4 protein-coding genes and 1 pseudogene are annotated in these 3,566 nt (G+C 66.5%); 3 read left to right on the forward strand and 2 right to left on the reverse strand.

Annotated features, from left to right (window positions below; translation table 11 throughout):
- A partial coding sequence (locus tag JYJ84_RS31495; protein WP_205189928.1) for a cytochrome b/b6 domain-containing protein occupies positions 1-531 on the forward strand: 531 nt, incomplete at its 5' end.
- 28 nt (positions 532-559) lie between these two features.
- Positions 560-1,348, forward strand: a complete 789-nt coding sequence (locus JYJ84_RS31500; RefSeq protein WP_175221242.1) for a molybdopterin-dependent oxidoreductase — start codon at positions 560-562, stop codon at positions 1,346-1,348.
- An 80-nt stretch (positions 1,349-1,428) separates the two neighbouring features.
- Here the strand turns inward: JYJ84_RS31500 and JYJ84_RS31505 are convergent, their stop codons facing one another.
- Together JYJ84_RS31505 and JYJ84_RS31510 are read right to left on the reverse strand one after the other, a co-directional pair.
- A complete protein-coding gene (locus JYJ84_RS31505) occupies positions 1,429-1,710 on the reverse strand; it encodes a helix-turn-helix domain-containing protein (protein WP_043182145.1) in 282 nt (93 codons plus the stop codon).
- Positions 1,707-2,060: pseudogene (locus tag JYJ84_RS31510) on the reverse strand (type II toxin-antitoxin system RelE/ParE family toxin). Before JYJ84_RS31510 ends, JYJ84_RS31505 begins: the two are co-directional and overlap by 4 nt.
- 503 nt (positions 2,061-2,563) lie before the next feature.
- On the opposite strand from JYJ84_RS31510, the gene JYJ84_RS31515 reads away from it, so the two are divergent.
- A partial coding sequence (locus tag JYJ84_RS31515) for an EamA family transporter (protein ID WP_205189929.1) occupies positions 2,564-3,566 on the forward strand: 1,003 nt, incomplete at its 3' end.

A 3,566-nucleotide genomic window follows, 5' to 3' on the forward strand; every position in this document is an offset into this window, starting at 1 on the left:
GCGATCCTGATGGTGCTGTCCGGCTGGCGCATCTACGACGCGTCGCCGATCTATCCGCCATTCGTGTTTCCGCATGGCATCACGCTGGGCGGCTGGCTCGGCGGCGCGCTGCAATGGCATTTCGCGGCGATGTGGCTGCTCGTCTTCAACGGGCTGTTCTACCTGACGATGTCGATCGCGACCGGGCGCCTCGCCCGCAAGATGCTGCCCGTCACGCCGGCGTCCGTGTGGCGCGACGTGCGCGCGGCGTTGAGCGGCCGGCTCGCGCATGACGATTTGAGCGTCTACAACGCGGTGCAGCGCGCCGCGTACCTGGTCGCGATCGTCGATCTGATCGTGCTGGTGCTGTCCGGGCTGACGATCTGGAAATCCGTGCAATTCCCGCTGCTGCGCGAACTGTTCGGCGGTTACGACAACGCGCGCGTCGTGCATTTCTGGGCGATGTCGCTGCTCGTCGGGTTCGTCGTCGTGCACGTCGCGATGGCGCTGCTGGTGCCGCGTTCGCTGCTCGCGATGCTGCGCGGGCGCTGACCGTCAACTTCGCGTGAAGGAAATCATCATGTCGCAATCCGAAGACAAGCGCGACGGTTCGCGCTGGACGCTCGACCGGAAGTCGCTCGAACTCGACGTGCGCCGCGAGCTCGAGATGCCGTCGCGGCGGCTGTTCAACCGGCGCGTGCTGACGCTAGGCGGCCTGACGATGCTGACCGGCTGCACGCTGCAGGACGACGCGTCGGTCAACACGTTCCTCGAGAAGGTGTCGCGCATGAACGACCGCGTGCAGGCGTGGCTGTTCAGCGGCGAGCGGCTCGCGCCGACCTACACCGAAGCCGATATCACGCGACCGTTCCCGTTCAATGCGTACTACGGCATCGACGACGTGCCGCACGTCGATGCGTCGACGTATCGGCTCGTGCTGTCCGGCCGCGTGACGGGCAAGCGCGTGTGGACGCTCGACGAACTGTATGCGCTGCCGCACGCGGAACAGATCACGCGGCATATCTGCGTGGAAGGGTGGAGCGCGATCGGCCGCTGGGGCGGCACGCCGTTCGGCGCGTTTCTCGCGCGGGCGGGCGCCGATACGAAGGCGAAGTACGTCGGCTTCAAGTGCGCAGACGATTACTACGAGAGCATCGACATGCCGACCGCGCTGCATCCGCAGACGCTGCTCGCGTTCGACTACGACGGCCATCGGCTGCCGCCGGAATTCGGCTTCCCGATGAAGCTGCGGATGCCGACCAAGCTCGGCTACAAGAACCCGAAGCACATCATGGAGATCTTCGTGACCGATACGTTTCCGGGCGGCTACTGGGTCGACCAGGGGTACAACTGGTTCGGCGGATCGTGAGTGAACCGTGAGCGGCGCGTGGCACGCGGTGGCGCCGCATGCACGTGCGGCGATGCATCGGGCATCGCACGCGTGACGCGTCACGCGGATTCGCGCACCTGGAGGTCGACGCGCAGGCCGACAGCCGCCGCCATGTTCACGAGCGCGTCGAGCCCGAACAGGTTGATCTTGCCGCGCATCAGGTCGGAGACGCGCGGCTGCGTGACGCCGAGCTGTTTCGCGGCCTGGGCCTGACTGAGCTCGAGCTGCGCGATGCGCTGCTTGAGCGCGATCATCAGCTCGGATCGCAGCTTCATGTTCTCGGCTTCGGCCGGCTGGCCCTCGATTGCGTCCCAGACGCTTGAATAACGTTCGTTGGTCATCGTTTCCTCTCCATCGTCAGCGCGCGGTAGCGCCGGGCGGCCAGTTCGATATCGGCCCTGGTCGTGCGCGCCGATTGCTTCCGGAAGCAGTGCAGCACGTAGACGGTGTCGGCGAATGTCGCGACGTAAATGATCCGGAACGCGCCGCTCGCATCGCGCAGGCGAATTTCCCGCACGCCGGCGCCGACGGTGCGCATCGGCTTCCAGTCGTCGGGCGCCAGCCCGCGTTGCACCTGGTCGATCTGGTGGCCGGCTTCACGTCACGCGGGCAGCGGAAAGCCGCGAAGATCGGCTAGCGCGCTGCCGACGAAAACGACGGGCTTCGGCGGAAGAATGATTGGATTATACAAAATTTTGTATGGATGGTGCGGGTTTCGAAGGAAGGCCGCGCAGCGCGGGAGGCGCGTGGGTCGACCGTCACGATAAGGGGGAAGTGCTGGCCGGCGTGCAGAACTGGCCGTTCGGCCGATGCCTGGTTCGATCGCGACGAACTGCCCTGGATGGCGGGGCGAAGCGGAATCGGCAACGCAGGCGCGACGCGTATCCGGCCCCGATTTCACCTGTCCGCCGGACGGAAAATGTCGCGCGGAAACATCATTCGTGATCCTTTCAGACAGGTCCGACGATGCTTTCGAATCCTTGATGCCATAATGCCGAGCGTGCGCAGCCGAAGCGGTTGCGCGCGTTTTTTTTGTCCCTCTGCCGCCGCTTGCCGGTTCTCTTTCGTCGCCGTTCGCACTGTCATGTCGTTCCGCACGTTCGCTCTGCCTTCCCGGTCCCGCCAGGGCCGTTTGCCGGCATCGCCGGCGTCTTTCAGCGGAGCACGCGGCGTGACGTGCGGGCAGGCCGCACGATGACGCCGCTCGACCGTCTCCTCGACTTCTTCGCCCGCTTCTCGTTCCGGATCCGCCTGCCGCAAAGCCGCAGCGGTCGCGTGGCGCTGGCGCTCGTCTTCATCTATTTCGTCTGGGGTTCGACCTACAGCGGCCTGCATTTCGCGCTGCAGTCGTTCCCGCCGCTGCTGCTGTCGGGGCTGCGCAACCTGCTCGGCGGGATTGGCCTGTTCATCTTCGCGCTGCGGCGCAAGCCCGAATGGCCGACGCTGCTCGAAATCCGCAACGCAGGGATCGTCGGCACGATGCTCGTCGCGCTGTCGTCCGGCACGATCGCGCTCGGGATCAGCTTGGTCAGCAGCGGCTCGGCCGCGGTGATGGTGGCCACGGTGCCGCTGTTCGCGACGGTGATCGCGGCGGTTGCCGGGCGGCCGGTCACGAAAGGCGAGTGGTCGGCCGTCGCGCTCGGGATGGTCGGTATCGTCGTGCTGAATTCGGGGGGGGCCGCCGCGCAGAATTCGGCGCTCGGCACGATCTGCGTGCTGGCCGGCGCACTGTTCTGGGCCGGCGGCGCGCATCTCGCGACGCGGCTCAAGCTGCCGTCCGACCTGTTTTTGTCGACGTCGCTGCAGATCGGCCTCGGCGGCATGATCTCGACGCTCGTCGCGTGGCTGGTCGGCGAGCGCGTCGAGCACCTGATGGTGGGGCCGGTGTTCGCGTTCCTGTACCTGATGGTGTTCTGCACGATGGCCGCGTACGTCGCGTACGGCTACCTGATCCGCCACACGAGCCCGATCATCGCGAGCAGCTGCATGTACGTGAACCCGATCGTCGCGGTTGCGCTCGGTGCGCTGCTGCTCGGCGAACCCGTGACGATGGCGACGGTGGTCGCGACCGTCGCGATCCTCGGCAGTGTCGGGCTGTCGTTCGTGTTCGATCCGGCGCGCTGGCCCGCTGCAGCCGCCGCGGCTGCGAGTTCGCCGGGCGTGGCTAACGAGCCGGCGGTGGCGGCGGGTGCTTCGT

The organism is Burkholderia sp. LMG 13014, from assembly GCF_905232215.1.
In the GTDB taxonomy this organism is placed as follows: Bacteria; Pseudomonadota; Gammaproteobacteria; order Burkholderiales; family Burkholderiaceae; genus Burkholderia.

What these genes read in the sequence shown, in the direction of transcription:
- JYJ84_RS31500 (WP_175221242.1), top strand. Translation starts at nt 560, where the DNA reads ATGTCGCAATCCGAAGACAAGCGCGACGGTTCGCGCTGGACGCTCGAC.
- JYJ84_RS31505 (WP_043182145.1), bottom strand. Translation starts at nt 1,710, where the DNA reads ATGACCAACGAACGTTATTCAAGCGTCTGGGACGCAATCGAGGGCCAG.